Below are 26972 nucleotides of genomic sequence, written 5' to 3'. Positions count from 1 at the left end.
GCCGGCGGCGATCACGTCGGGTCCTCCCCGCGGGTCAGAGCATCCCAGTCGGCTCGCTCGTCGGGCTCGTCGGACCGCTCGCCGGGCGCCGGTTGCGACGGAGGCAGCGCGCGCTCCGGCGCTGCCGCGGCGGTGCGCGCAGACGTCGGGTCCGGGCTGTCTCCGACGACAGCCCCAGCCTCGGGGCGCATCGTTGCGACGTCGCGTTCCGTCGCTGCGCGGGCAGGTGCCGGCTCGTGGCGGCCGCTCGTGACGGACCATCGGACCGAAGCGCGGCCGAGGGCGGCACCGCACACGAGCACGACGGCCGCGACGAGCGTCGCGACCCACGGGCCCGCCGTCGTCCGCGGCGTCCCGACGAGGTGGTCCACGCCGGTCGCAGCCGCCACAGCCTGTCGAGCGACGGGTCCGGGGTCTGCCAGCAGCCCGACGGCCGACCAGGCGACCACGACACCGCACAGCAGCACGACCGCCATCACGACCCACCGACCGAGCCGACCGGCCAGCGCGAGCGCCGCACCGGCGGCGGCCAGGGCTAGCGCAGCGCCCACCATCCCCGGTGCGGCCCTCGTACCGGGGACGTGCACCCGCACGGTCCCGGTCAGCACGGACGTCCCGGCTGCGCTCACCCACGTGGGGACGGCGGCGGTCCAGACGAGGACGGCGAGGAGCAGCAGGACGACCACCCACCGCCCGCGTCCCGCGGGGGCGGTCATCGTTGCGCCGGACGTAGCCGTGCCGCGATCTGCACCGCTCGGACGGCGGCGGCAGCCTTGGCGCGGGTCTCGGCGTACTCAACCTCCGGGACCGAGTCCGCCACGATGCCCGCTCCGGCCTGGACGCTCGCGGTGCCGCCCCGCAGGAGAGCGGTACGGATCGCGATCGCCATGTCCATGTCTCCGGCGAAGTCGAAGTAGCCCACCGTGCCGCCGTAGATCCCCCGGCGCGCGGGTTCCACGGCGTCGATCAGCGCGATGGCACGGGGCTTCGGCGCGCCGGAGAGAGTGCCGGCGGGGAAGGTCGCGACGAAGGTCTGCAACGCCGTCGCCCCGGCCCGGAGGCTGCCGACCACCGTCGAGCAGATGTGCATGATGTGCGAGTACCGGCGGACCGACATGAACTCCACCACGTCGACGGACGTCGGCTCGCACACCTTCGCGAGATCGTTGCGCGCCAGGTCGACCAGCATGATGTGCTCGGCCCGCTCCTTCGGGTCCGCGAGGACCTCGTCCGCCAGGGCCCTGTCCTCGTCCGGGGTCCGCCCTCGGGGACGCGACCCTGCGATCGGGAAGGTGACCACCTGGCCGTCGGTCACCTTGACCAGCGTCTCCGGGCTGGAGCCCACGACGGCGAAGTCGTCGCCGCGAGGATCCTGGAGCTGCAGGTAGTACATGTAGGGGCTCGGGTTCACGGTCCTCAGCACGCGATAGACGTCGAGCGGGTCGGCCGGGCAGTCGAGGTCGAGGCGCTGCGACAGCACGACCTGGAACACCTCACCGTCCCTGATCGCGTCCTTCCCCGTGCGGACCGCCGCCTCGAAGTCCGGGCGGCTGGTGCGGAAGCGGAGCTCCGGCTCGGGCAGCGACGGGTCGAGCACCGCGACGGCGGGCTCCGCGGCTCCTACGAGGCCGGCCTGCATCGCCTCGAGCCGGGCGAGCGCGTCGGTGTACGCCTCGTCGACGCGGTCGTCCGTCGCGTCGAAGTTGATCGCGTTGGCCACCAGCCAGACCGAACCGTCCTGGTGGTCGACCGCTGCCAGGTCGGTGGCGAGCAGCAGCGTCACCTCCGGGACCCCGAGCTCGTCGGGCGCCCTCGCCGGCAGGGTCGGCTCCCAGTGGCGCACGACGTCCCACCCCAGCGCACCCACGAGGCCGCCCGTCAGCGGTGGAAGACCCGGTACGGGCGGTGTCCGCAGCACCTCGAGCGTCGCGCCCAGCACGTCGAGGACGTCGCCGTCCCGCGGCACACCGACCGGTACGTCACCCGACCAGACGGCTTGGCCGTCCACCACCCCGAGGCTGGCGCGCGACCGCACGCCGACGAACGACCACCGCCCCCAGGTGCCGTCCGCCTCGGCCGACTCCAGCACGAACGTTCCCGGACGCCCGCCCGCCAGCGCACGGTAGAGGCCCACGGGCGTCGTCGCGTCGGCCAGCAGCCTCCGGACCACCGGGATCACGCGGTTGTCCCGCGCCAGCTCCCGGAACCCGTCCAGCGTCGGCCAGGTGGACCCCCACGGGACCTCGACGGCGTCGACCGGCGCTGTCTCCCCCGGGACGGCCGGGTCGGGCGCGCTCATTCGCCCACCACGGCGGGGAGCGGACCTCCGGCGTCGAAGCACGAACGAGCCCCGGTGTGGCACGCGGCGCCGACCTGCTCGACCTGCACCAGCAGGGCGTCACCGTCGCAGTCGAGGTCGACCGAACGGACCAGCTGGACGTGGCCGGACGTGTCGCCCTTGCGCCAGTACTCACGCCTGGAACGGCTCCAGAACGTGACGCGTCCCGTGGTGAGCGTCCGGTGCAGCGCCTCGTCGTCCATCCAGCCCAGCATCAGCACCTCGTGCGTGTCGTGCTGCTGGATGACGGCGGCGACCAGACCTGCCGCGTCGTGCGCGAGGCGCGCCGAGACGGCCGGGTCGAGACCGGTGGAACCAGGGACGGCCGGGGCGGCGAAGGGCTCAGCGGGCACCCCAGGATCCTGCCACGGCGACGCCGGGCAGCCGGGTCCCGGTCCATCAGGAGCACCCGGGAGCGGTTGCTCAACGTCAGCGGACCGTGACCCCCGCAGCGCGCAGCGCGTCCTTGACCTGGCGGACCGTCAGCTGCCCGAAGTGGAACACGCTCGCCGCGAGCACCGCGTCAGCGCCCGCCCGCGCCGCCTCCACGAAGTGAGCCGGCGTACCGGCCCCGCCGCTCGCGATCAGCGGCACGCTGACCGCTGCACGCACATCGGTCAGCATCTGGAGGTCGAACCCTGCCTCCGTGCCGTCCGCGTCCATCGAGTTGAGCAGGATCTCTCCGGCGCCGAGCTCGGCGGCACGGGCGGCCCACTCCACGGCGTCGATCCCCGTTCCGCGCCGACCGCCGTGGGTGGTCACCTCGTAGCCCGACGGCGTCCGGGTCTCGCCGGTGCAACGCCGGGCGTCGACGGACAGGACGAGGACCTGCGAGCCGAAGCGCTGCGCGATCTCCGCGATGAGCTCGGGCCGGTCGATCGCCGCGGTGTTGACGCCCACCTTGTCTGCACCGGCCCGGAGCAGCCGGTCCACGTCCTCCGCCGAGCGCACGCCGCCGCCCACGGTCAGCGGCACGAACACCTGCTCGGCGGTGCGCCGCACCACGTCGTACGTCGTCTCCCGTCCGGCGGACGACGCCGACACGTCGAGGAACGTGACCTCGTCGGCACCCTCCGCGTCGTAACGACGCGCGAGCTCCACCGGGTCGCCGGCATCGCGAAGGTTCTCGAAGTTCACGCCCTTGACGACGCGGCCGGCGTCCACGTCGAGGCACGGGATGACACGTAGGGCGAGGCTCATGAGGTCCCTCCGGCGGCGACCGCCAGGATGTCGACGACGAACACGACGGTCTGTCCGGACAGCTCCTGGCTCTGCGTCGCACCCAGCGCGTACGTCGGCGGGACCACGAGCAGCAGCTGCGAGCCGACCGGCTGGTCGGCCAGGCCGTCGGCCCAGGCGGGGACGTCCACGAGAGAGAACGACGACGGCGAGCCCCGGCTCCAGGTGGAGTCGAACGCCTCGCCCGTCTTCCAGGAGAAGCCGACGTACTGGACCGTCACCGTGTCGCTCCGCGTCACCTGGCGACCGGAGCCACGGATCAGCGGCTGGGCGACCAGCGAGGTGGGCGGGTCCGTCCCGGTCGGCGTCAGCGTCGGCGCACCGTCCGCGGCGAGCTTCACGGTGGGAAGGCCCTGGGGCGGGTCGACGTGCTGGCCGGTGGCGCGCAGCGGCAGGACGTCGACCACGGTGACGGTGGGCACGTCGTTCCCGGCGCCGGTCCCCGGCGGGCTCACCTGCAGCAGCCGGGCGCCGATGTGAGCGCCGGACAGCGTCCGGTACAGGTCTGCGCCGAGTGCGGCAGGGGTCAGCTCGCGCGTCACGGGGCTCGCCGAGTAGCTCTCCGCGACGACGGTGGCCGTCCGGGCGTTCTCCACCCAGTAGTTCAGCAGCACCGGCTCACCGTCGCGCAGCTCAGGCCCCGTGCCGGGCCAGATGGTGGACCGGTAGGTCCGTCCCGGGTCGAGCGGGGCGACGTAGGTGAGGATCGGCTTGCTGCCCGGCTCACCGGAGACGGAGACCTCAGGGGCCGACGACGCCGGTCCGGCGCAGGCCGTGAGCAGCAGCGCGAGGAGCGCGAGCAGCGCAGCGCGCAGGCGCACCTCGTCCCTCCTTCGTCCACCGTGCGGACAACGGCCACCTCGCGGCCCGGCCGTCCACTGTACGGGTCCTCACATCGACTCGATGAGCCGGTCCACCCGCTCGTCGACGCTCCGGAACGGGTCCTTGCACAGGACCGTCCGCTGCGCCTGGTCGTTCAGCTTCAGGTGCACCCAGTCCACCGTGTAGTCACGCCGAGCGTCCTGGGCCGCCCGCACGAAGTCGCCGCGCAGCTTGGCCCGTGTCGTCTGGGGCGGCTGCTCGGTCGCCTCGAACACCTCCACGTCGGTGGTCACCCGCTCGACGAGGCCACGGGCGGCGAGCAGGTTGTACAGGCCCTCGGTGCGAGAGATGTCGTGGTACGCGAGGTCGAGGCGCTGCACCCGCACGTCCGACAGCTCCAGGCCGTGCTTGGCGCGGTACCGCTCGATCATGCGGTACTTGATCGCCCAGTCCAGCTCGCGGTCCACCAGTGAGAGGTCACCGGTGCGCAGCGCGCGCAGCCCCCGCTCCCAGAGGTCGAGGACCTGCTTGGTCTCGGGCGAGGGACCCACCTCCGAACCGACGAAGTCGGCGACCCGCGCGAGGTACTCCTCCTGCAGGTCGATCGCCGTCACGGTCCGGCCGGACGCCAGCGTGATGGGGTGCCGCCCCGTCATGTCGTGGCTGATCTCGCGGATGGCCCGGATGGGGTTCTCCAGCGCCATGTCCCGGATGGGGACACCGGCCTCGACCAGACGCAGCAGCATGTCGGTGGCACCGACCTTGAGCATCGTCGTCGTCTCGGCCATCGACGAGTCCCCGACGATCACGTGCAGGCGGCGGAAGTGCTCCGCGTCCGCATGCGGCTCGTCGCGCGTGTTGATGATGGGCCGGGACCGGGTCGTCGCGCTGGAGACCGCCTCCCAGATGTGGTCGGCGCGCTGCGAGAGGCAGTACACCGCCCCCCGCGGGGTCGCCAGCACCTTCCCGGCGCCGGTCAGGATCTGACGGGTGATCAGGAACGGCACCAGCACGTCGGAGAGCCGGGCGAAGTCACCCTTTCGGCGCACCAGGTAGTTCTCGTGGCAGCCGTAGGAGTTGCCCGCGGAGTCGGTGTTGTTCTTGAACAGGTGGATGCTGCCGGGCAGACCCTCGTGCTCCAGCCGCTGCTGGGCGTCCTGCACCAGTCCCTCGAGGATCCGCTCCCCCGCCCGGTCGTGGGTGACCAGCTGCCGCCAGTCGTCGCACTCCGCCGTCGCGTACTCCGGGTGGGACCCGACGTCGAGGTACAGCCGCGACCCGTTGCGCAGGAACACGTTCGAGGAACGCCCCCAGGCCACCACCTTGCGGAACAGGTAGCGCGCCACCTCGTCCGCCGAGAGGCCGCGCCCGTCCACCGCGGCGCACGTGACGCCGTACTCGGTCTCCAGGCCGAAGATCCGTCGGTCCACGGCGGCTCCTCCCTTCGTCGGGTCCGGACTGCTCGTGCCGCTCAGCGAGCGGAGTCCTCCGGCTGCTCGGCGCCCGGTCCGTCCTCCGGACCAGGCGGGTGCTCGTCCCCGCCTGCCTCGGCCGAGCCCGGCGCCGGCCGGGGCGCCTCGGTCGGTCCGGTCGGTCCGGTGCCCAGGACGTCCTCCAGCAGCGCCCCCGTCAGGCGACGGAAGGCGCGCCGCGGTCGCGTGCGGTCGAGCACCGCGACCTCGAGGCTCGACGCGCCGAGAGCCCGAGGCGCTGCACCGTCCTCTGCCGGCGCGCCGAGGGCACGGACGCCGAGCTCGAGGACCTCGGCGAGGCTCATGCCGGGTCGCCAGTGCTCACCGATGATCGCCGCCAGCCTGTCCGACTGCCCGCCCATCGCCACCCAGCCGTGCTCGTCGGCGACCGATCCGTCGTAGCTGAGGCGGTAGATCTGGTCCCCGGCCGGCTCGCGGCCGACCTCGACGACGACGAGCTCGACCTCGAGCGGCTTCGACTCGGTGGTGAAGACCGTTCCCAGCGTCTGCGCGTAGGCGTTCGCGAGGCCCCGCGCCGTGACGTCGACGCGGTCGTAGGAGTACCCGCGCAGGTCCGCGTACCGCACGCCGGCCACCCGCAGGTTCTCGAACTCGTTGTACTTGCCGACGGCGGCGAACGCGATCCGGTCGTAGATCTCCGAGACCTTGTGCAGCGCGCGGGACGGGTTCTCCGTCGCGAACGCGACACCGTCGTCGTACTGCAGCACCACGACCGAGCGCCCCCGCGCGATGCCCTTGCGGGCGTAGTCCGCGCGGTCCTTCATCAGCTGCTCGGGTGAGACGTAGAAGGGCATGCTCATCGGGCCGGTCCTCCTCGTCCCTCGCGCCGAGCGGCGCGGACCTCGTCCGTCGCCGCCGCCAGCTCCGAGTCGGGCACCCGCAGGTAGCCGGCCTCGGTGACCGTCGCGACGACGGGGTAGATCCCGCGGTCGCTGTCGGGGCCACCCGTCGCCGAGTCGTCGTCCGCCGCGTCGACGAGGGCCTCCACGGCGACGCGCACCGCCTCGTCCGCCGTCATGCCGGAGCGCCACCGCTTCTTCAGCGAGCCACGTGCGAAGACGGACCCGGACCCGACCGCGTGGTGCTCCTGCTCCTCGTACCGACCGCCCGTCACGTCGTAGGAGAAGATCCGGCCGACGCGTCGGTCCAGGTCGAAACCGGCGAAGAGCGGCACGACAGCGAGCCCCTGGAGCGCCAGCGGGAGCTGCCCCCTGATGATGGTGGCGAGCCGGTTCGCCTTGCCGTCCAGCGACAGGAGCGAACCCTCGATCTTCTCGTAGTGCTCGAGCTCCAGCTGGAACAGCCGCACCAGCTCGACCGCCAGGCCCGCCGTGCCGGCGATGCCCACGGCGGAGTAGTCGTCTGCCGGGAAGACCTTCTCGATGTGCCGGCTGGCGATCATCGATCCCATGGTCGCTCGTCGGTCACCCGCGAGCACGACACCGCCGTCGAAGACCAGGGCCACGATGGTAGTGCCGTGCGGTGCGTTCAGGACGGCGGCGGGAGCGCCCGCCTCGACCGCTCGGGAGGCGGGCAGCAGCTGCGGGGCGTACCCGCCGAGGAACTCGACGAAGGACGAGGTCCCCGGCGTGGTGAAGGCTGCCGGCAGCCGCCCGGCCGGATGGGCGTCGGTGCTCACTGACCACCCTTCTGCACGAACCCACGGACGAACTGCTCGGCGTTGGACTCCAGGACGTCGTCGATCTCCTCCAGCAGCGCATCGACCTCCGCGTCCCGCGCCTGGGCCGACGGTGCCGCGGGCGTGGGGGCCTCGGGCTCGTCGCCCGATACGTCGTCCTGGTGCCGGTTGACGTGCTCGGTTCCCGCCATGGTGACCTCCCGGGGGTGGACTCCTGCTGTGGCCTGCTCGTGCCCACCCTAGGCCCTGGCGCCGACACCGCCCGGTGACGGCCGCGCACCCCGGTGCGGCGCGGACACACCCCTGACGTGTGTGCACAACGTCCCGCGGCGGGCCGCCTGACCTGTGAGTATCCCGGCATGACCGCTCCGACGACCGGCCGGTTCGACGCCCTGCGTGCGAGCCTGCTCGACCGTTCGCTGTGCCCGGCCTGCGGCGCGCCTCTGTCCGGCCCGCGTTGCCTGTGGTGCGGCGTCCCGCTGGACGGCCCTGCCGCACAGGCGGTCCTGCGACTCTCGGTGACGGCCGCGGAGGCCATCGCCAACCGTGAGGTCGGAGTCCGCGCCCTGTACGCCGAGCGAGACGCGCGCTTCAGCCAGCAGTCGAGGGGCGCCGCACCACCCGTCGAGGCAGGGACACCGCGTTCGCCGCTCCGTCCGCCGCCCTCCTCGGCAGGACGTGTCGCGGCACCGAGCGTCGCCGCACGCCGGGCACCACGAGCCCAGCGAGCCGGGGCTCCCACCTGGGGCCCTCCCCCGCGCGAGCGCCGCACCGCCAGCACCCCGCGATGGCGGGTGCAGTCGGTGCTCCAGGCGCTCGGCGCGGGGCTCCTGTCGGCGGCCGGGATCGTCTTCCTCGTCTTCTCGTGGGGCGTGCTCAACCTTCAGGCGCGTGCGGCGATCGTGGCCCTCGGGACCGTCGTGGTCTTCGGCGCCGCCCAGGTCCTCGCACGGCGGGGTCTGAAGCAGGGCGCCGAAGCCGTGGGGGCGGTGGCGGCGGTCCTCCTGCTCCTCGACGCCTGGGCGCTGCGGACCACGGGGATCGTCGGGTCGGGTGCGCCGGGCGTCTATGCCAGCGTGGCTTCGCTCGTCTGCGCCGTCCTGCTCGCGGGATGGGGCACGGCGGCGCGCCTGCGGGTCGGGACCGTCGGGGCCGCGGTGCTGTGGTTCGCCGCTCCGCTCCCGTTGGCGACGCTGGACCCGTCGGCCCGGAGCTGGGTCTGGGTGCTGCTGAGCAGCGTCGTGATGGGGTGGGTCCGGCACGTCCCGCAGGTCCGCGCCCGGAGTGGGAACGACCACGCAACGGCGACGGCGAGCCTGCTCCTCTCCGGCGGCGCTGTTCTCGCGTGGGCGGTCGCGGCACTGATCGCGCTGGCGTCGCTCGGCACCACGCCCGGGGACGGTCTCGTGCTGCTCAGTGCAGCGGCCGTGGCCGCCGCCGCGCAGGCCTGGCTGTGCGCGACGGCTCCCGCTCCCCACGAGGAGTCGATGGCGATCGTCTGGCAGTGCGCGTTCGTCGGCGCAGCCTCTGTGGACGTCGTCGCGGGCGCCGCTGTGGCCCGACCCGCGACCGGGGCGGCGCTGGCTCTCGTCGCGGCCGGATTCGTCTCCGGCCTGGTCGGGGCCATGTCCCGGGACAGTCGGATCGACCAGGCGGTCGGCACCGGACCTGCGCGGGCGGCCGGTGCCGGCGCGATCCTCGGTCGACCAGCTGTGACGCTGCTGCCCGCCGCCGCCCTGCTGATCTCGGTCGGCGCCGGTGCGCTCGTTCCCGGTGGGCCCTTCGCGGTGGTCCTCCTCCTGCTGCTCACCGTCGCGGCCGCAGTCGTCGACCGCCGGTCGGGCGATGCCCTCGGCGTCGGTGCTCGCTCCGTGGCCGCCCGCATCGCGGTCGTCTCCAGCCCGTTGGTCGCGCTGGTGGCTGCGCACGGCGGGAGCTGGGCGACCGCCGTGGGGCTCGCCGCGTGCGCCGCCGTCGCGGTGTGGGCACGCACGTGGGGGGTCCTCCGATCATGGGCCGCGAGGTCGACCGCTGCCGCGGCCCCCTTGACCGTCGCGGCGATCGGGGTCGCGGCGAACGCCGCGGGAGCGGGCGTCCGGGATGTCGTCGCGATCGCCGCGACGGGCGGTGCCGCGCTCCTCTCGTTCGTCGTGGCTGCACCCGACCGACGACGCGACGAACGCCAGGTCGCCCTCACGGCGGCGGCATGCTCGGCCGGGATCGGCTGGTTGTTGCTCGCCGTCGTGCCGGGGCGGTGGGACCGCTCGATCCTGCTCGTCGTCGTGGCGGCGTGCGGCCTCGTCGTGCTAGCACTCGTCTCGGGCGCCGACCGCGTCGGAGAGTGGGGTGCCGTTCTCGGCGCCGGTGCAGCCCCCCTGGTCCTGGCTCTCGCAGCTCTGTCCACGGCGGTCGTGCTGCATCCGACGCAGGCCGCGGCCGGAGTCGTCCTCGTCGCCGCGAACGGCGGTGCGGCCGCGGTCATGCTCTCGGTCGTCGCGCGGGACCACCGCGGCGCCCGCGCCGGTCGCGCCGCAGCGGCAGGGGGCTGGACGACGCTCGCGGCGGCGCTTCTCGCGGCTGTCCTGCAGTCGGCGCAGGTCGCCGCCACGGTGCTCCTCGTCGCCGCGGTCGCGGCGCTCGTCACGGGTGTTCGCGACCGGCGTCCCGAGCTGCGCTGGGGAGCGCTGGCACTGGCGACCGCAGCGTCGTGGACCCTGTTGGCCGCGGGTGGGCAGGGCACCCCGGAGCTGTTCACCGCGCCCACCGCGGTGGTCGTCGCCGTGGTGGGCGCCAGGCGTGCACGACGGGGCCGCTCGGACGGCGTCACGCTCCTGGCTGCCGGCCTGACCCTGAGCCTGCTCCCGACGGCGGTCCTGGGCGGCGCCGTTCCGTTGACCGCACAGCTGCACGGCGACCGTCGCGTGCTCACCACCGCAGCCGCCGTCGTCCTGGTCCTCCTCGCCGCACACCGCTCCGCTCGACGCCCGGCCGGGGTGACGACGGTGCTCGCCGGTCTCGGCCTCTGCCTGAGCGTCCTGGGCCCGGCGCGCGCGGCCGTCGACGCTGCCGGTACGAGGGGCAGCGGCGCGCTGCCCGAGCTGCTCGGGACTCTCGCCGCCGTCCTGCTGCTCACTGCCTGCCGCGCGGTCGGCACGGACGCTCCCGGTCCCGTGCAAGGCCCGGTGCGGGCGGCGGAGCCCTGGCTGGTCACGACTGCCGCGGTGCTGCCGAGCGTGCTCGCGGCCGAGCCGGATCCGGCCGGCCGCCTGCGGCTGTGCGTCCTCGTGGTGGTCGGTGCGGGTCTTGCGGTCGCAGGTTCCACGGTACCGGCCCGGGCGAACGACCCGTGGGGCCGTCACCTGATGGGGGTCGGGATCCTCATCACCTCCGCGGGCGCTCTGGTCGCCGTCCGCAACCTCACGGCAGCGCCCGGCGGTGTCGTGCCGGCGGCGCTCGGCCTGCTTCTGGTGACGACGCTCTTCCTACGGCCACCCAGCTGGTCCAGGCCGGCCGACCTCGCCCGGACGCTGTCCAGCGCTCTGCTGCTGGTCCCGAGCCTGCTGTCGAGGTCGGAGGCATGGCGGCCGGCTGCCTGGGCGGGAGTCGCGGCCGTGCTCCTGACCGCCGGATGGCTGGTCCGCGCGCAGCAGCGGCGCGCCACGACGGTGCGGTACGTCGCGGCGCTCGCTGCGGCACTCGCGACGGCCGGGCCGTGGTGGTACGTCGTTGCGCCCCGGCTGGACTCCGCCGGACCGACGAGCGGTCCGCCCGAGCGCTGGGCCCTCCCAGCGGCTGCGCTGGTGCTGGCCGCGGGCCTGCTGGGCTGGCCGCGGCGGGACGGGATCCCGTCCCGGCTGACCCTCGTCACGCCGGCGCTCGGCCTCGCAGCGCTGCCCACCTTGCTGGTGTCCGACGCGACGGCGGCAGGGACCGTGCGGCTCCTGGCGGTCGTGACCGTCGGAGGTGCGCTGGCACTCGTCGCCCAGCTGCGGCGCTCTGGAGCGTCGCGCTCTGCCGTGGCGCAGGACGCACGCTGGGGGGTCGGCGTCGGGACGGCGGTCGCAGGCGCAGCAGCGTTCGTCGCGGCGGCGGCCGGTCCGTGGTCGTGGGACGCGCCGATCATCGCGTTCGGCCTGCTCCTCACCGCGCTCGGGCTCCTCCGAACGACGCAGGAGCCTGCCGCCGGCACGTGGCCGACCCTCGGTCCTGGTCTCCTCCTGGCCGTCGTCCTCCCGGCGCTCGTCAGCGCGACGGACGGCGCGGCCTGGCGGCCAGTCGTCGTGGTCGTCCTCGCGGTCGCCGCGACCGTGCTGGGTGCCACCCTGCGCTGGCAGGCGCCCTTCGTGGTCGGCGCGGCCACGCTGGTCCTGGTCACGGCGCTGCAGGTCGGCCCGTGGGCGGGCCGGGTGCTCGTGCAGACGCAGGGCTGGGTGCTCCTGGCTCTCTGCGGCACGCTGCTGCTCGCACTGGGCCTGCGCTACGAGCGCCGGCTGGCACAGGCCCGCGAGGCGGTGCGGTTCGTGGCGACGATGCGCTGACAAGCTGGTCCGTGGCCGCCGAGGGCGAGGTCAGGCTCCTAGGGCAGCAAGCAGCGTCGCGGCGTCCGGACTGCGGTCCAGCAGGTCGCCGACGTGGGCCCGCGTCCCTCGTGCCGGGTCCCGCATCGGCACCCGCTGCAGGGAGTGCGATCCCGGGACGTCGAAGACGACGGAGTCCCATGACGCCGCCGACACCTGCCCCGGGTACCGCGCCACCGCCTCGCCGCGGAAGTACGCGCGCGTGTCCTCGGGTGCGTGCCGCACCGCCTGCGCGACGTCGTCGTCGGGCACGAGGAGCTCGACCGCGCCGGCGGCGGCGAGCCGGTGGTAGAGGCCGCGCTCCGGCCGCACGTCCGACCACTGCAGGTCCACGGCGGCCAGACGAGGGTGGTCCCACGCGAGCTGGTCGCGCCGACGCATCCCCTCGAGCAGCCGCAGCTTCGCCAGCCACTCCACCTCGCGGGCGCACGACGCCGGGTCCGTGCCGAGCCGGTCGAGCAGCGACGTCCACCGGTCCAGCACGTCACGGGTCTGCGGGTCGATCCGGCCCGTCGGTTCCAGCGCACCGAGCACCGAGTCGAGGTAGACCCGCTGGACCTCCAGGGCGGTCAACCGCCGACCGTCCGCCAGCTCCAACCGCTCGGTGAGCGTGAGGTCGTGACTGACCAGGTGCACGGCACCGACCGGGTCGGCGAGCGCGAGCTGGTCGACGGCCGCGAGCGCAGCCGGGCCGCCGTCCACCAACGCCTGCTCGATCAGCCACAGGACCAGGGAGGTGGTGCCCAGGCGGAGGTAGGTGGCCGGCTCCAGCATCGTGGCGTCGCCGATGATCACGTGCAGGCGACGCCAGCGCGCCGGGTCGGCGTGCGGCTCGTCCCGCGTGTTGACGATCGGACGCCGCAGCGTGGTCTCGAGCCCCACCTCGGCCTCGATGTAGTCGGCGCGCTGCGAGAGCTGGAAGCCCGGCAGCTCGCCGCGCTGCCCGATGCCCACCCGTCCCGCCCCGGTGAACACCTGCCGCGTCACCAGGAACGGCGTCAGGCGGTGGACGAGATCGGCGAACGGGACTGACCGTTCGACCAGGTAGTTCTCGTGCGTCCCGTACGTCGCGCCCTTGCCGTCGACGTTGTTCTTGTACAGGACGACGTCCGGCAGCGCGGGCATGGAGGCGAGCGCGCGGACGGAGGCGAGCATCACCAGCTCCCCGGCACGGTCCCAGCGCACGGCGTCGAGCGGGTTGGTGACCTCGGGGCTGGAGTACTCGGGGTGCGCGTGGTCGACGTAGAGGCGCGCCCCGTTGGTCAGGATCACGTTCGCGGCGCCGGGGTCCTCGTACTCCTCGACGGTCGAGCGCGGCATCGGGTGGGGGGCGTCGCCCGACGGTGCCGGAGCGGCCGGGTCGTCCGTCAGCAGCGACGGGTGCGCCGAGGCGCGCTGCAGCCGGAAGCCGCGAGCGTCGTGCAGCGGGTCCTCGTCGTCGTAGTCCCAGCGCGCCTTCGCCCGGGCACCCTCGCGGGCGGCGGCGTGCACTGCGACGACGTGGCTCGACAGCAGCATCGGGTTGGCGAGCGGACGCCCGGGCTGGAGGACGCCGTACTCGGTCTCGATCCCCATGATGCGCCGGACGGTCACGTCCTCACCCTAGGGCGCCGAACGTGGGCGACCGGATGCCACCGGTGCCGTGCCGCTCGGCTCCTCAGAGGTACTGACCCGTGCTGGTGACCGTCTCGATGGTGCGTGAGGTGTCGACGCCCTTCTTGCCCTGCACGATCGTCCGGATGAAGACGATGCGCTCCCCCTTCTTGCCGGAGATGCGCGCCCAGTCGTCGGGGTTCGTCGTGTTGGGCAGGTCCTCGTTCTCGCGGAACTCCTCGACGCAGGACGCCAGCAGGTGGTCGACCCGGATGCCGCGGTGACCCGTCGACAGGAAGTCCTTGATCGCCGACTTCTTCGCCCGGTCGACGATGTTCTGGATCATCGCGCCGGAGTTGAAGTCCTTGAAGTACAGGACCTCCTTGTCGCCGCTCGCGTAGGTGACCTCCAGGAACCGGTTCTCGTCGCTCTCGGAGTACATCCGCTCGACGACCCGCGCGATCATCGCCTCCACGGCGGCCACCTCGGACCCGCCGTGCTCGGCGATGTCGTCCGCGTGGATGGGCAGGTCGGGGGTCAGGTACTTGGCGAAGATCTCGCGGGCACCCTCGGCGTCGGGACGTTCGATCTTGATCTTCACGTCGAGGCGGCCAGGTCGCAGGATCGCCGGGTCGATCATGTCCTCGCGGTTGGAGGCCCCGATCACGATGACGTTCTCGAGCCGCTCGACACCGTCGATCTCGGCGAGGAGCTGCGGCACGATCGTCGTCTCCACGTCCGACGAGACGCCGGTCCCGCGGGTGCGGAACAGCGACTCCATCTCGTCGAAGAACACGACGACCGGATGCCCCTGCGACGCCTTCTCCCGGGCGCGGGCGAAGATGAGGCGGATGTGCCGCTCCGTCTCCCCCACGTACTTGTTCAGCAGCTCGGGGCCCTTGACGTTGAGGAAGTACGACCGGGCGGCGTTGGGGTCGTCGCCGCGCGCCGACGCCGCCGTGGCCGCCAACGAGTGGGCCACCGCCTTCGCGATCAGCGTCTTGCCACAGCCGGGAGGACCGTAGAGCAGGACGCCCTTGGGCGGCTTGAGCCCGTGCTCGCGGAACAGCTCCGGGTGCAGGAAGGGAAGCTCGACCGCGTCGCGGATCGCCTCGATCTGCACGCCGAGGCCTCCGATGTCCGAGTAGTCGATGTCCGGGACCTCCTCGAGGACCAGCTCCTCGACCTCGGCCCGCGGGATCACCTCGAAGACGAACCCGCTGCGCGAGTCGATCGTCAGCGCGTCGCCCACCCGCACGCCGCTCGACGCCACCTGGCCGGCGAAGCGGACGACCCGCTCCTCGTCGCCGCGCCCGACGACGAGCGCACGCCCCTCGCCGAGCATCTCCTTGATGGTGACGAGCTCGCCGACCTTCTCGTACCCGCCCGCCTCGACGACGGTCAGGGCCTCGTTGAGCATGACCTCCTGGCCGGGCTGCAGCTGACCGATGTCCAGCGACGGGCTGGCCCCGACGTGCATCTTGCGGCCGGCGGAGATGATGTCCACGGTCCCGTCGTCGCGGGCGCCGAGGAACACCGCGTAGGTGCCGGGCGGCTTCGCCAGCTCGTCAACCTGCCGCTTGAGCTCGACGATCTGCTCCCGTGCCGCGACGAGAGCCTCGGTCAGCCGCTCGTTCTTCGCGGCGAGGACCGCCACCTCGCGGGGCAGGTCGCGTCCAGGAGCAACCGGGTCGCTCATGTCGGCCTCCGTTCGCACGTCGCTGGTCTGGCTCGGAGCCATCCTGCACGGCGCTGTGCCTGCTGGTCCGGCAACAGTAACCACCCGGCCGGACACCGCACCTGTGACGCGTCGCAGAGGCCGGTCCGTCTCAGCACCCGGACCGGACGTGACCGTCAGGGCGTCGCGGGCGTCTCCGGCGGCTGACCGACCTCCCGACGCGCACGCCGGACCTTCTTGTCCGACACCGGCTGCTCGCCGAGCTCCTCGGCGGTCCACAGCTCGGCGTCGGCAACGGGCGCACCGTCGGCCGCCACGGGATAGGCGCCCTTGGCGGGGCGGCGGCGCCGGAGCGGCGCCTGCACGCCGTCCGCCAGGCGACGAGCCGTCAGGAGGAAGCCGGTGTGGCCGATCATCCGGTGGTCCGGACGCACGGCCAGGCCCTCGAGGTGCCAGGTGCGGACCATCGACTCCCAGGCGGCGGGCTCGGTGAACCGCCCGTCGGTGCGCAGGTCCTCGGCCAGCCGGGACAGCTGGGTCGTCGTCGCGACGTAGCAGACCAGCACTCCCCCCGGCACGAGTGCGTCCGCGACGACCTCGATGTTCTCCCAGGGGGCGAGCATGTCGAGCACGACCCGGTCGACCGTGCCGCGCTCGGCCACCCGCGGGAGCACGTCGGCGAGGTCCCCGACCGAGAGACGCCACGCCGGGTGCGGGCCGTCGAAGAAGCCCTCGACGTTGCCCCGGGCGACGGCCGCGAAGTCCTCGCGCCGCTCGATCGAGTGCAGCTGCCCGCCGTCACCCACCGCGCGCAGCAGGAACAGCGTCAGGGCACCGGACCCGACACCTGCCTCGACGACACGGGCCCCCGGGAAGATGTCGGCCATCGCCACGACCTGCCCGGCGTCCTTGGGGTAGACGACGGCGGCACCGCGGGGCATCGAGACGACGTAGTCCGCCAGGAGCGGCCGCAGCGCCAGGTACTCAACGCCGCCGGAGGAGCGCACCACCGACCCCTCGGGCTGACCGGCGAGGCCGGCGTGCGCGAACCAACCCTTGTGGGTGTGGAAGGTGCCGCCCTCGGTCAGCGTGATCGTGTGCAGGTGGCCGCGGGGGTCCGTCAGCTGCACGCGGTCGCCGTACCGGAAGGGTCCGGTGTGGCGGGTGGCGCCCGTCGGCGCGGGTCCGCTGGCTGCAGGCAGGTCGGTCACGGCGCCCGAGTCTAGGGTGGCGCGCGCATCGTCCGGTGCCGGCGAGCCGGTGCTAGACCCGCAGCATCGCCACGACGTCGGCCGTCCGGACGAGCCCCGCGACGCGGCCGTCCACGAGCACGGCGACGACCGGCGACAGCCGGGACGCCTGGGACAGCGCCTCCAGCAGCGCCTCGCCCGCCAGCCGTCCGTCGATCCACGCCCCCACGGGCAGCGGCACGGCCACGGCGCTCACCGGGGTAGTCGCCGCAGCGGAGGCCGGGACGCGACCCGCCGCGTCGACGTCGACGTAGGCGGCAGGCCGACCGTCCGGCGCGACGAGCACCACCTCGCTCGCCCCGGCCGCGACGGCGTGCTGACCGGCCACGGCGACGGTCTCCTCGGGCGCGACGACCAGCGCCGGCCTGGCGACCGACGCCAGGGTCAGGCCGTGCACCACCCGCTGCTGCCGCGCGGAGCGGATCGATGCCGTCGCCCCGTTCCAGAGGAAGGCCGCGATCAGCAGCGCCCAGATGAGGGTGAACACCGACGGCGGCAGGCCCTGCGCGAGCGGCAGCACCACGGCGAGCAGCACCAGGCCGGCGGCGACGGCTCGCCCGACCCAGCCGGCCACCTCCGTGCCACGCGAACGGTCACGGGTCCCGGCCCAGACCGCCGCCTCGAGCAGGCGGCCACCGTCGAGCGGCAGACCCGGCAGCAGGTTGAAGACGCCGACGAAGCCGTTGCTCAGTGCGCCCGCCCAGGCGAGGTACTCCGCCAGCGACCCGGCCGGCGCGACCGCTCTCAGGCCGGCGAACGCCCCGGCGAGGAGCAGGTTCGCCAGCGGGCCGACGACGGCGACCAGGGCGGACGTCGCCGGTGACGCGCTGCCGCCGACGAACGACGTGTGCCCGCCCCACAACGTCAGCACGAACGCCGTCGGCTGCTGCCCACGCCGCTTGGCCACGATGCCGTGGGCCAGCTCGTGCGCCAGCACGGAGGCGAAGAGCAGCACGACGAACACCGCCGCGACGAGGTACGCACCGGCGCCGAGCCGGGTGGCGCTCCGCACCGACGGCGCGTAGGCCGCCGTCAGCACCACCACGGCGAGCAACGACGAGGGCGCCAGCACCACGGGCGCGCCGGCCACGTGGCCGATCACCCAGCCGGGCTGGCGGGGCGGGCGCGGGTCCGACGGGCTGCTCACCGGCTCAGCGTAGGTGGCCCGGCAGCGCGCACCGTGCGGCAGCCGCGTGCCGAGGTCGGGATGTCGGTGGTGCCGCCTACCCTCGGCAAGTGAGCATCGACCAGGACGAGACGGCTCCCGAGCAGATCACGGAGCTCGACGGCGCGGTCGACGCTCTGGAGGTCGCGTCCGCCGCCGTGGAGGTCGCGGTCGAGGAGACCATCGAGGACGCCGCGGACAGCTCGAACCGGTCGGCGTCTCGCATGCCGCCCGGGCTGTCACCCTCTCGCGCGCACGACTTCCTGCAGTGCCCGCTGCTGTTCCGCCTCCGCGTCGTCGACCGCCTTCCGGAGCCCACCACCGAGGCGGCCGCTCGCGGCACGCTGGTGCACTCCGTCCTCGAGCACCTCTTCGACCTGCCGGCATCCGAACGGACCATGGACGCCGCCCGGGCGCTGCTGCTGCCGCGATGGACGGCGCTGTGCGAAAGGTCCGAGGCGTACGCCGGCCTGTTCGCGGACGACGCGGCGCGCGACACCTGGCTCGTGTCCGCCGAGGAGCTCCTCGGCACGTACTTCACGCTCGAGGACCCGACCCGCCTCGAACCACGCGCCCGTGAGCTGAAGGTGAGCGCGGAGCTCGAGGGCGGTCCGCAGCTGCGGGGCGTGATCGACCGGGTCGACGTCGCACCCAACGGATGGGTGCGGGTCGTGGACTACAAGACCGGCCGCTCTCCGCGCCCCGGCTACGAGGGCGACGCGCTGTTCCAGATGCGGTTCTACGCCTACGTCGTCTGGCGCACGCGCGGCACGCTCCCCCGCCTGCTGCAGCTGGAGTACCTCGGTGACGGGACCGTGCTGCGACACGAACCGACCGAGTCCGAGATGCTGACCCTCGAGTCGCGGGTGCGGTCCATCTGGGCGGGCGTGCATGAGACGGCGCGCAGCGGCGACTGGCGCCCGCGGACCTCCAAGCTGTGCGACTGGTGCTCGTTCCGCCAGCTCTGCCCGGCGTTCGGCGGCACGACGCCCGAGGTGTCGGACGACGCGGTCGAGCGGGCGACCGGCGTACGGCCCGACCGGGCGGCCGTCGCCTGACGGTCAGGCGGCGCGCAGGTCGAGCACGTGCCCGGCCCCGACCCGGGCCAGCGCGGCCAGGTCGAGATCCGTCAGCCCGGAGACCCGGCTGAGCTCCGGTGCCGGCGGCACCGTCGACGGTGAGGCCAGGGCCACCACCCGGGCACCCGCGGCGAGGGCCGCCGCCACGCCGGACGGTGAGTCCTCGACGGCCACGCACAGGCCTGGCTCGACGCCGAGCAGGCGCGCAGCCGTCAGGTACGGCTCCGGATGCGGTTTGGAGTTCGCGACGTGGTCACCGGCGACCACGACGTCGAACAAGCCCACCGCCTCGGCGAACGGAGCGGCGAGAACGGCCTGCGACGACGTGACCAGGGCCTGCGGCACACCGGCACCGTTCAGCTCCGTGAGCAGCTCGACCGCCCCCGGCTTCCACGGGATGCCGGCGGCCACCGCGGCCCCGACGCGGGAGTTCAGCGCCTCGGCGATCTCGAGCGCGGTCAGGGTGACGCCCCGCGCCTGGAGGGCAGCGGCGCACACCGTCATCGACGACCCGATCATTTCCGCCGCGTCGGCGGGCGTCCAGACCCCGGAGTACGCCTCGACCAGCTCGGTCTCCGCGGCCATCCAGTACGGCTCGGTGTCGATGAGGGTGCCGTCCATGTCCCAGAGGACGGCGGCGGGCAGCTCGAGCACCGGACCATCGTACGGAGCCGTCGACGCCCACACCGGAGCTGGCGCAGCCCCTGCGCCCGGGCCGCCCCCGCCTAGGCTGTCGGGGTGAGCGACGTGACGGCGGACCTGCCCGGTGACGACACCGTCATGCTGGCGGCGTTCGAGGGCTGGAACGATGCTGGCTCCGCGGCGACGGAGGCGCTGACCCACCTCCACCAGGCCTGGGACGCCGAGCAGATCGACGAGCTGGACCCCGAGGAATACCACGACTTCCAGGTGAACCGTCCGGTGATCGCCGTCGACGAGGACGGCGTCCGCCGGATCAGCTGGCCCAGCACCTCCGTCGCGGTTGCACGGGGCCCGCGCACGGGACGGCAGGTGGTGCTGGTGCACGGCATCGAGCCCTCGATGCGGTGGCGGCGCTACTGCAACGAGCTGCTCGACATCGCCGCGGGCTTGGGCGTGCGGACCGTCGTCACCGTCGGTGCGCTGCTAGCGGACGTGCCGCACACCCGCCCGATCCCGGTGAACGCCACCAGTGAGGACGCCGTCGTCCGCGCCGCCCTCGGCCTGGAGGCCAGCACCTACGAGGGCCCCACCGGAATCGTGGGGGTGCTCCAGCACGAGGCGGCCGCGCGTGGCATGCAGTCCCTCTCGCTGTGGGCGGCCGTGCCGCACTACGTCGCGCACCCCCCGTCGCCCAAGGCGTCCCTGGCGATCCTGCACCGGATCGAGCAGCTGCTCGGGGAGTCGATCCCGCTGGGCGAGCTCCCGGACGACGCCGCGGCCTGGCAGGCGGGGGTCGACGAGCTGGCGGGCGAGGACTCCGAGATCGGCGACTACGTGCGCCAGCTGGAGCAGGCGAAGGACACCGCCGAGCTGCCCGAGGCGAGCGGCGAGGCGATCGCGCAGGAGTTCGAGCGCTACCTGCGTCGGCGCGACACCGGAAACGGCGGCTGACGCACGACCGGTCCGGCTGCAGGCACCGCGCTGCAGTCCCTAGAGGCGCACGCCCAGCAGGGCGTCCACCGCGCGGGCCACCACCCCGGGTGCGCCCTCGACCGGCTCCTCGGCCCCGCGCGCCGCACGTGCCACCCAGTCGTCGACCGCCTGGAGGGCCGTGGGCGTGTCGAGGTCGTCCGCCACCGCCGCACGCACGGCGGTCAGGGTCGCCGTCGCGTCCGGTCCGCCGTTGCCCGAGACCGCACGCCGCCAGGACGCCAACCGCGTCCGCGCCTGTGCGAGCTGGTCCGCCGACCACTCCCAGTCGTGCCGGTACCGGTGCGCCAGCAGCGCCAGCCGGATCGCCATCGGGTCCTCGCCCTGGTTCCGGAGGGTGGAGACGAGCACCAGGTTGCCCCTGGACTTGCTCATCTTCTCGCAGTCCAGACCCACCATCCCGGCGTGCACGTGGACCCGTGCGCCGTGGCCCGCGTCCAGCAGCCGCGCGTGCGAGGTGCTCATCTCGTGGTGGGGGAACAGCAGGTCGGACCCACCACCCTGGACGTCGAAGGGCAGCCCGAGGCCGTCCCGGGCGATCACCGCGCACTCGATGTGCCAGCCGGGACGACCCCGGCCGAGCGTCCCGCCGTCCCACGCCGGCTCGCCGGCACGCTCGCGCCGCCACAGCAGCGGATCCAGCGGGTCCCGCTTGCCGGGCCGCTCCGGATCCCCGCCCCGCTCGGCGGAGAGGGCGAGCATCGTGTCCCGGTCGAGGCCGGCGACGGCCCCGAAGCCGTGGTCCGCCGTGAGGTCCGCGTACACATCGCCCAGGCCGGTCCCGTCGTCCACCGCGTCGGGCGTGGGCACGCGGTAGGCCGCCCCTGCCTCGAGCAGCGCCTCGACCGCCACCACCACGTCCGGGAGCACCTCGACGACGCCCCGGTAGACGTCGGGCGGGATGACGCCCAGCGCGGTCATGTCCTCCGCGTAGAGGGCGATCTGGTCGTCGGCGAGCGAGCGCCAGTCGACGCCGGTCGCGGTCGCTCGCTCGAGCAGAGGGTCGTCGACGTCCGTGACGTTCGACGCGAACCGGACGCTCAGACCGGAGTCGCGCCACGCGCGGTTGAGCACGTCGAACGCGACGGCGGTCGCAGCGTGCCCCAGGTGCGTCGCGTCGTACGGCGTGATTCCGCAGACGTACAGCGTCGCGGTCGGTCCGGACGACGCCGGCACCATCTCGCCGGTGGAGCTGTCGTGGACCCGGACGACGGGGCCCTCACCCGGGAGCCGCGGGACGTGCGGGGCAGGCCAGGTGAGCACGTCCGGAAGCCTAACCGGCTCGGCGGGACGGGCCGCGCGGGCGGAAGAGCCAGAATGCCGACGTGACGACCGCCGCCGACGACCCGGGACGCCAGGTCGTCCCGCTCGCGATCTACCAGCAGCAGGACGGTGCATGGGCCCGGGTCCCGTGGGATCCCGGGCTCGTCGTCCGCCCCGGGACCCGCGGCACACCCACCTGGGTGGTGCTCGAGCGGCTGGCCGACCTCGCCCCGGCTGCACGGGCGTGGGGCGCAGACGAGGTGACCGTGGCGCTGGCGCAGCAGCGGGTCCGGCGGCTGGAGACCGGGCGCCCGACCACCGCGCTGTTCGCGCACGTGGACCATGCGCGCACGGGGGACGTCCTGCTGTCGATCCCGACGATGTGGTACGACGACACGACCAGGGACGTGCACACCGGCGACCTGACCGCCGTGGCCTGCGACGACCTGCTGCTCTCGGTCGAGCAGGGCAGTGCGCACGTCCACGACATCGCGGCCGAACGGCTGACCACGGGCGCCCCCACCCCCGACCGCGGCGTGCGTGAGGCGCTGGCCGCCCTGCTGTTCACGATCCTGGCGCGCGCCAGCGAGGTGGAGCTCGGGCTCGGCGACGCCGTCGGGCACACCGAACGCCTGGTGTTCAGCTCGGGCAGCTCGGACCCGGTGGAGCGCATCTACGACCTGAAGCGCGAGATCGCCGAGGCGCGCCGCAGCCTCAGCCCGCTGATGGCGGTGCTTCCCGAGCTGGAGGACGACGAGGACCGCCACGCGGCGCGCACCAGCCAGTGGCTGCACCGGCTGCAGGCGTCGGTCGACCGTCTGGACCGCCACCTCGACGCCCACGACTCGCTGCTCGGAGCGATGCTCGAGGTGCACCTGTCGCAGGTGTCGGTCCGGCAGAACGAGGACATGCGGAAGATCTCCGCGTGGGCGGCGATGATCGCCGTGCCGACGCTGATCGTCGGCCTCTACGGCATGAACTTCCACCACATGCCGGAGCTGAGCTGGACGTACGGCTACCCGCTCGCGGTGGTCGTCATGGGAGCCGCCTGCCTGTGGCTGTACCGCGCGTTCAAGCGCAGCGGCTGGCTGTAGCGACCGGGCCGCTGCCGGCGCGCGACGCTCCTGCCGTGACGGGTCAGGGCGTGACCGGCACGCTGGGGTCCAGGGCTCCGGTGACGAGCAGCAGCACGACGACGGCTGCCAGCCCGATCCGGTACAGCACGAAGGGGCGGTAGCTGTAGGTCGAGACGATCTTCAGGAACACGATGATCACGAGGTACCCGACGACGAACGCCACGATCGTCGCGACCAGCGTCAGTCCCAGACCCGGTACCCCGGCGTGCCCGAACCCGTCGAGGTTGGTCACCAGCTCGTAGAGCCCGGAGCCGAACACCGCCGGGATCGCCAGGAGGAACGAGTACCGGGCGGCGGCCTCGCGGGTGTAGCCCATCAGCAGACCGCCGGTGATCGTCCCACCCGAGCGGGAGACGCCGGGGATCAGGGCCAGCGCCTGCCAGAAGCCGAACTGGACGGCGTGGCGCGGCGTCAGCGTGTCGAGCGGTCGCTCCTTGCGGCCCACCCGGTCCGCCCAGCCGAGCAGCAGCGCGAACCCGACCAGCGTGAGCACCGTGATCCAGAGGTTGCGCAGCACGTTCTCGATCGAGTGCTGGAACAGCACGCCGAGGATGACGATCGGCAGCGACCCGATGACGATGAACCACGCCATCAGCGCGTCGTGGTCGGCCCTGGCGCCCTCGGGCATGCCGGCACGCGACCGCCAGTCCGTGCCGCGGTCGCCGCGCAGCGCCCGCCACCAGGCGGAGACGATCCGCACGATGTCGCGGCGGAAGTACAGCAGCACGGCCGACTCCGTGCCGAGCTGAATCACCGCGGTGAACGCGGCACCCGCGTCCCGGCCGCCGATCAGCTCGCTGATGATCCGGATGTGCGCGCTGGACGAGACCGGGAGGAACTCCGTCAGGCCCTGCACCAGTCCGAGCAGGATCGCCTCGCCGCCGCCCATGCCGCTCGCCACGGGGCGCACCATATCCTGCGCGGCGTGCCGGGCCCCCGACGCCCCGCGGTTAGGGTGACCAGTCATGGAGCAGCGCCGGGTCGGACGTACCGGCCTGCACGTGTCGTGGCTGGGCCTCGGCACGATGACCTGGAGCCGGGACACCGACGAGCACGACGCGGCGCAGCTGCTGCGGGAGTTCGTCGAGGCGGGTGGCACCCTCCTGGACACCTCCGCGTCCTACGCCGACGGCGGCGCCGAGGAGCTGATCGGCAACCTGCTGCGCGGTGCGGTCGCCCGTGACGAGGTGCAGCTGTGCACCAAGGCGGGTGTCCGCCACACCTCCGACGGTTCGGTGGTGGACGCCTCTCGTGGCGCGCTGCTCGACAGCCTGGACGCGTCGCTGCGGCGGCTCGGAACGGACCACGTCGACGTCTGGCTGGTGCAGAACCCCGACCCCCGGACCCCGCTCGAGGAGACGTGCTCGGCCCTCCGCCTCGCGGTGAGCTCGGGACGGGCTCGGTACGTGGGCCTGTCCAACCACGCCGGCTGGCAGGTGGGGCGCGCGGCGACGCTGCTCGAGCCCGACGTCGGCCTCGGGGTGCTGCAGGCCGAGTACTCGCTGCTGCAGCGCGGCGTCGAGCGCGAGGTGGTGCCGGCCGCCGCCGCTCTCGGCGCCGGACTGCTCGCCTGGTCACCGTTGGGGCGCGGCGTCCTCACCGGCAAGTACCGAAGGACGGTGCCCGCCGACTCGCGCGCTGCGTCCGCGCACCTGGCGGGCTTCGTCGAGCCCTACCTCACGCGTCCGGCGTCGGCCGTCGTCGAGGCGACCGCGACCGCGGCGACGGGGCTGCAGCGCTCCCCCGCCGAGGTCGCGCTCGCGTGGCTGCGCACGCGTCCCGCACTGGCGTGCGCGGTGCTGGGCGCGCGGACGCCGGCGCAGCTGCGCGCGTGCCTGGCGGCGGACGACCTGACGCTGCCGGAGGAGATCGTGCGGGCGTTGACCGAGGTCAGCGCCCCGCCGGTCGGCTATCCCGAGCGACCGGCCGGCTGACGTCCCGCCGCGTGGCCCGGAGTCAGCGCGAGACGGGCGCCTCGTCGTCCTCGTCCTCGGCTGACCAGTCCTCGTCCGACTCGTCGTCGGCGTCGTCGTCCTCGTCCTCGTCGTCCTCGGACTCGTCCTCCTCCTCACCGAGGTAGAACGGCGTCGCCTCCCCGAAGACGGTGCCGAGGGCGTCGTCGTAGACCTCGAAGGCGTCGGCGAGGACGTCGTACGCGTCGTCGACCGCCGGGTCGTCCTCGCCGTGGCGGCTCTCCACGGCGTGGTAGTGGGCCTCGAGCGCGGCGATCAGCCGGTCGAGCGCAGCGCGGGGGTCGACGGTCATGCCGTAGACCGTATCGCCGCGCAGGGCACAATGGCACCGCGCCGGTCGTTGCGCGGGTGCAGCGCCGGCAGTGGTGGACCGCCGTACGACCCACGCGACGAGAGACGAGGTGAGCGGGTGGCCGAACGAACGACGGCCGGCCGGGGCGACTTCCTGTCCCGGGGCGGCCAGTACGAGTACCGCACCCTGACGATCCCGCGGACCACCGACGGGAACGACGCCCGCCGGTTGCTGACGTACGAGGCGGAGTACGGCCGCTGGGAGCTCGCCCGGACCCGGATGTACGTGGGCGGCGAGCGTCGCGTGCTGCTGCGTCGCAAGATCATCCGGGTGCAGAGCACTCTCGGCGCAGACCTCGACTGAGCGGCCACGCCCGTCGAGGGCGCGGGCTCAGCAGGTCTGCAGCAGGCGGTCCAGCACGCGGGTGCCGAACCGCAGGGCGTCAACCGGAACGCGCTCGTCGACCCCGTGGAACATCGCCGGGAAGTCGAGGTCCGCCGGCAGCCGCAGCGGTGCGAACCCGTACCCGTGGATGCCCAGCCGTGCGAGCGACTTGTTGTCGGTGCCGGCGGAGAGCATGTACGGCAGGACTACGGCACCCGGGTCCTCGGCCTGGACCGCGGCCGTCATCGCGCCGACGAGGTCGGTGTCGAAGGGCGCCTCCGGCCCGATGTCACGATGCTGCGACTCGATGCGGACGTGCTCACCGAGCAGCTGCTGCAGCGTGGCGTCGAACTCGGCCTCGTGCGCGGGCAGGAACCGACCGTCGACGGTGGCCCGTGCCGAACCCGGGATGACGTTGGCCTTGTAGCCCGAGGCGAGCTGCGTCGGGTTGGTGGTGCTGCGCAGGGTCGCGCCGACGAACCGCGAGGCCGGGCCGAGGGCGTCGACCAGGGCGTCGACCGCCCGCTCGTCCTCCGGGTCGAAGGGCAGGCCGGTCAGGTCCGCGACGCCCTCCAGCAGCCGACGGACCGTCGGGGTGAGCTGGTAGGGCCAGCGGTAGGCGCCGATGCGGGCGACCGCCGCCGCGAGGTGGGTCACCGCGTTGTCCGGGTTGACCTGGCTGCCGTGGCCGGCACGCCCCTCGGCGACGAGCTGGAGCCACGCCAGCCCCTTCTCGGCCGTCTGGAGCAGGTACGCGCGCTGGCCCCCGACCTCGACCGAGAAGCCGCCGACCTCGCTGATCGCCTCGGTCGCACCGGCGAACAGCTCGGGCCGGTTGTCCACCGCCCAGCGGGCGCCGTGCACGCCGCCCGCCTCCTCGTCGGCGAACATCGCGAGCACGACGTCACGGGCCGGCCGCCGACCCTCGCGGACCATCTGGCGCACCACCGCCAGCACCATCGCGTCCATGTCCTTCATGTCCACGGCCCCACGGCCCCAGAGGACGCCGCCGACCTCGACGCCCGCGAACGGGTCGACGGACCAGTCGGCCGCCTGCGCCGGCACCACGTCCGTGTGGCCGTGCAGGACGAGCGCGGGCCGGTCCTGGTCGCGTCCCTCGAGCCGCACCACCACGTTGGCTCGGCCCGGCGTGCTCTCGAAGAGCTCCGGCTCGAGGCCGACCTCCTCCAGCAGGCCGACGACGTACTCGGCGGCCAGCCGCTCCCCCGGGCCGCTCGAATCGCCGTAGTTGGAGGTGTCGATCCGGATCAGCTCCGCGCAGATCCGGGCGACCTCGGCCTCCGCCGGTGTGCCGGAGGCGATGGTGGGGGCGTCGCCGGCGGTGGGCACGGGCTCGGGCATGAGGTCACGGTACCGGGGACGCGGAACGTCGCCGCGGGAGTGTGCCGACGCCTCCGG

24 protein-coding genes are annotated in these 26972 nt (G+C 73.6%); 6 read left to right on the top strand and 18 right to left on the bottom strand.

Annotated features, from left to right (window positions below; translation table 11 throughout):
- Window positions 1-11: 11 nt before the first annotated feature.
- From ACFQTY_RS15860 to ACFQTY_RS15820, 9 genes are all read right to left on the bottom strand, one after another.
- Window positions 12-716, bottom strand: a complete 705-nt coding sequence (locus tag ACFQTY_RS15860; protein WP_378102353.1) for a Trp biosynthesis-associated membrane protein — start codon at window positions 714-716, stop codon at window positions 12-14.
- Entirely contained in the window at window positions 713-2299 is a 1587-nt protein-coding gene (locus tag ACFQTY_RS15855; RefSeq protein WP_378102351.1) for an anthranilate synthase component I, read from the bottom strand. Before ACFQTY_RS15855 ends, ACFQTY_RS15860 begins: the two co-directional genes overlap by 4 nt.
- The gene (gene hisI / locus ACFQTY_RS15850; protein ID WP_378102347.1) at window positions 2296-2691 is read right to left on the bottom strand and encodes a phosphoribosyl-AMP cyclohydrolase; all 396 of its coding nucleotides are present in this window, start codon (window positions 2689-2691) and stop codon (window positions 2296-2298) included. Before hisI ends, ACFQTY_RS15855 begins: the two co-directional genes overlap by 4 nt.
- 76 nt (window positions 2692-2767) lie before the next feature.
- A complete protein-coding gene (hisF, locus tag ACFQTY_RS15845) occupies window positions 2768-3538 on the bottom strand; it encodes an imidazole glycerol phosphate synthase subunit HisF (protein WP_378102344.1) in 771 nt (256 codons plus the stop codon).
- Window positions 3535-4398, bottom strand: a complete 864-nt coding sequence (locus ACFQTY_RS15840; RefSeq protein WP_337975375.1) for an FKBP-type peptidyl-prolyl cis-trans isomerase — start codon at window positions 4396-4398, stop codon at window positions 3535-3537. The genes hisF and ACFQTY_RS15840 overlap by 4 nt, the downstream gene beginning before the upstream one ends.
- A 69-nt stretch (window positions 4399-4467) precedes the next feature.
- The gene (gene pafA, locus ACFQTY_RS15835; RefSeq protein ID WP_378102340.1) at window positions 4468-5829 is read right to left on the bottom strand and encodes a Pup--protein ligase; all 1362 of its coding nucleotides are present in this window, start codon (window positions 5827-5829) and stop codon (window positions 4468-4470) included.
- 41 nt (window positions 5830-5870) lie between these two features.
- Entirely contained in the window at window positions 5871-6692 is an 822-nt protein-coding gene (prcA, locus tag ACFQTY_RS15830; protein WP_378102337.1) for a proteasome subunit alpha, read from the bottom strand.
- Window positions 6689-7531 (bottom strand): proteasome subunit beta, encoded by an 843-nt coding sequence (gene prcB, locus ACFQTY_RS15825; protein ID WP_378102335.1) that lies wholly within the window; start codon window positions 7529-7531, stop codon window positions 6689-6691. The genes prcA and prcB overlap by 4 nt, the downstream gene beginning before the upstream one ends.
- Window positions 7528-7722 (bottom strand): ubiquitin-like protein Pup, encoded by a 195-nt coding sequence (locus tag ACFQTY_RS15820; protein ID WP_378102333.1) that lies wholly within the window; start codon window positions 7720-7722, stop codon window positions 7528-7530. The genes prcB and ACFQTY_RS15820 overlap by 4 nt, the downstream gene beginning before the upstream one ends.
- A gap of 168 nt (window positions 7723-7890) precedes the next feature.
- Here ACFQTY_RS15820 and ACFQTY_RS15815 point away from each other — a divergent pair, with 168 nt between their 5' ends.
- Window positions 7891-12069, top strand: a complete 4179-nt coding sequence (locus ACFQTY_RS15815) for an SCO7613 C-terminal domain-containing membrane protein (RefSeq protein WP_378102330.1) — start codon at window positions 7891-7893, stop codon at window positions 12067-12069.
- A 30-nt stretch (window positions 12070-12099) separates the two neighbouring features.
- Here the strand turns inward: ACFQTY_RS15815 and dop are convergent, their stop codons facing one another.
- From dop to ACFQTY_RS15795, 4 genes are all read right to left on the bottom strand, one after another.
- Entirely contained in the window at window positions 12100-13701 is a 1602-nt protein-coding gene (dop, locus tag ACFQTY_RS15810; protein WP_378102327.1) for a depupylase/deamidase Dop, read from the bottom strand.
- Window positions 13702-13765: 64 nt separating this feature from the next.
- On the bottom strand, window positions 13766-15400 hold the full coding sequence (gene arc, locus ACFQTY_RS15805) for a proteasome ATPase (protein WP_378102324.1): 1635 nt from the start codon (window positions 15398-15400) through the stop codon (window positions 13766-13768).
- A 155-nt stretch (window positions 15401-15555) separates the two neighbouring features.
- Entirely contained in the window at window positions 15556-16590 is a 1035-nt protein-coding gene (locus ACFQTY_RS15800) for a tRNA (adenine-N1)-methyltransferase (RefSeq protein ID WP_378102322.1), read from the bottom strand.
- Between the two features lie 52 nt (window positions 16591-16642).
- Window positions 16643-17776 (bottom strand): site-2 protease family protein, encoded by a 1134-nt coding sequence (locus ACFQTY_RS15795; RefSeq protein WP_378102319.1) that lies wholly within the window; start codon window positions 17774-17776, stop codon window positions 16643-16645.
- A gap of 242 nt (window positions 17777-18018) precedes the next feature.
- Here ACFQTY_RS15795 and ACFQTY_RS15790 point away from each other — a divergent pair, with 242 nt between their 5' ends.
- On the top strand, window positions 18019-18852 hold the full coding sequence (locus tag ACFQTY_RS15790) for a RecB family exonuclease (RefSeq protein ID WP_378102447.1): 834 nt from the start codon (window positions 18019-18021) through the stop codon (window positions 18850-18852).
- 3 nt (window positions 18853-18855) lie between these two features.
- Here the strand turns inward: ACFQTY_RS15790 and ACFQTY_RS15785 are convergent, their stop codons facing one another.
- Window positions 18856-19527, bottom strand: coding sequence for an HAD family hydrolase (locus ACFQTY_RS15785; RefSeq protein WP_378102317.1), 672 nt, complete (start codon window positions 19525-19527; stop codon window positions 18856-18858).
- A gap of 126 nt (window positions 19528-19653) precedes the next feature.
- Here ACFQTY_RS15785 and ACFQTY_RS15780 point away from each other — a divergent pair, with 126 nt between their 5' ends.
- Window positions 19654-20466: a PAC2 family protein gene (locus ACFQTY_RS15780; protein WP_378102444.1), complete on the top strand. Its 813-nt coding sequence runs from the start codon at window positions 19654-19656 to the stop codon at window positions 20464-20466.
- A gap of 39 nt (window positions 20467-20505) precedes the next feature.
- Here the strand turns inward: ACFQTY_RS15780 and mshC are convergent, their stop codons facing one another.
- Entirely contained in the window at window positions 20506-21768 is a 1263-nt protein-coding gene (gene mshC / locus ACFQTY_RS15775; RefSeq protein ID WP_378102314.1) for a cysteine--1-D-myo-inosityl 2-amino-2-deoxy-alpha-D-glucopyranoside ligase, read from the bottom strand.
- A 62-nt stretch (window positions 21769-21830) separates the two neighbouring features.
- Between mshC and ACFQTY_RS15770 the strand changes: the two genes are divergently transcribed.
- The gene (locus ACFQTY_RS15770) at window positions 21831-22862 is read left to right on the top strand and encodes a magnesium and cobalt transport protein CorA (RefSeq protein WP_378102312.1); all 1032 of its coding nucleotides are present in this window, start codon (window positions 21831-21833) and stop codon (window positions 22860-22862) included.
- 43 nt (window positions 22863-22905) lie between these two features.
- Here ACFQTY_RS15770 and ACFQTY_RS15765 read toward each other — a convergent pair whose 3' ends face one another.
- The gene (locus tag ACFQTY_RS15765) at window positions 22906-23793 is read right to left on the bottom strand and encodes an undecaprenyl-diphosphate phosphatase (protein ID WP_291762735.1); all 888 of its coding nucleotides are present in this window, start codon (window positions 23791-23793) and stop codon (window positions 22906-22908) included.
- Window positions 23794-23869: 76 nt separating this feature from the next.
- Here ACFQTY_RS15765 and ACFQTY_RS15760 point away from each other — a divergent pair, with 76 nt between their 5' ends.
- The gene (locus ACFQTY_RS15760) at window positions 23870-24838 is read left to right on the top strand and encodes an aldo/keto reductase (protein ID WP_378102310.1); all 969 of its coding nucleotides are present in this window, start codon (window positions 23870-23872) and stop codon (window positions 24836-24838) included.
- Between the two features lie 22 nt (window positions 24839-24860).
- Here ACFQTY_RS15760 and ACFQTY_RS15755 read toward each other — a convergent pair whose 3' ends face one another.
- Window positions 24861-25169: a primosomal protein gene (locus tag ACFQTY_RS15755; RefSeq protein ID WP_378102307.1), complete on the bottom strand. Its 309-nt coding sequence runs from the start codon at window positions 25167-25169 to the stop codon at window positions 24861-24863.
- Window positions 25170-25286: 117 nt separating this feature from the next.
- Between ACFQTY_RS15755 and ACFQTY_RS15750 the strand changes: the two genes are divergently transcribed.
- A complete protein-coding gene (locus ACFQTY_RS15750) occupies window positions 25287-25532 on the top strand; it encodes a DUF5703 family protein (RefSeq protein WP_291762622.1) in 246 nt (81 codons plus the stop codon).
- Between the two features lie 27 nt (window positions 25533-25559).
- On the opposite strand, the gene ACFQTY_RS15745 is transcribed toward ACFQTY_RS15750, so the two are convergent.
- Window positions 25560-26915, bottom strand: coding sequence for a M20/M25/M40 family metallo-hydrolase (locus tag ACFQTY_RS15745; protein ID WP_378102304.1), 1356 nt, complete (start codon window positions 26913-26915; stop codon window positions 25560-25562).
- Window positions 26916-26972: the final 57 nt, after the last annotated feature.

It is taken from the genome of Cellulomonas sp. T2.31MG-18 (genome assembly GCF_964266755.1).
GTDB lineage: Bacteria > Actinomycetota > Actinomycetes > Actinomycetales > Cellulomonadaceae > Cellulomonas.
The sequence above is the reverse complement of the archived record's forward strand: the minus strand, read 5'-3'. Positions and strand labels throughout refer to the sequence as shown.